The organism is Candidatus Hakubella thermalkaliphila (genome assembly GCF_013281975.1).
GTDB classification, from domain to species: domain Bacteria; phylum Actinomycetota; class Humimicrobiia; order Hakubellales; family Hakubellaceae; genus Hakubella; species Hakubella thermalkaliphila.
The window spans coordinates 1-669 of sequence record NZ_BLRZ01000419.1; the positions used below are offsets into that span (position 1 = coordinate 1).

The window sequence follows — 669 nt, forward strand, 5'->3', positions numbered from 1 at the left end:
GAAAAAGAGACACGCCAAATGGGTTCAGAAAATGGGGTTTTAGACAAAGATTCTTGAAGTTTTTATTGTTAATTCTCTCAAGAGTGATAGAATTAACAATAGACATGCATTAAGAAGGGAGTTAATCTCTGTGAAGAAAAAATTTTTAATCATTCTTTTTATTTTATTTAGGCTCATCATGGATTATGGTGCAAAGGGAAAGGATAAGGGCGAAAGACACCTATAGAGTAACATCCCTTTAGTAGCTTTAGCTTCATATACGACTTGTCCTTATACCCATAAGCCCTTCTTATGATATTCCTTGCCTTAAGGTTTGTCCCCTCAATATAGCCCAGTGAGACCTTCTTATCACAATACCCTAAAATACCATCCATATGCCTGTCTATCATCGCCGTAAACTTTTTGTAAGGCTCAAGCCTCTGCCATTTAAGCTGCTCCTTCCAGTTATCCCAGAACCTCACGGCAGCTCCTTTATATCGGTATGACCATAGCTGCCCGAAACTCTCTTTAAGTAGATGTGCTTTGTATATCCTCCTGTTAAAACTAAGTAATCCCTGAAGTGCCTTTCTCGCACCTCCCCTTAAGATACTCACTCTCTTAAGCAGCATAAACTTCTTGCCCGAAAGCAGTCCCTTCATCTTCTTACATTAACTCCTGACATACTCCTTC

General features: G+C 39.3%; 1 protein-coding gene. It reads right to left on the reverse strand.

All coding sequences use genetic code 11. The features are described 5' to 3' along the window. Window positions 1-176: 176 nt before the first annotated feature. Entirely contained in the window at window positions 177-638 is a 462-nt protein-coding gene (locus HW443_RS12525) for a transposase (protein WP_176238370.1), read from the reverse strand. Window positions 639-669 lie beyond the last annotated feature (31 nt).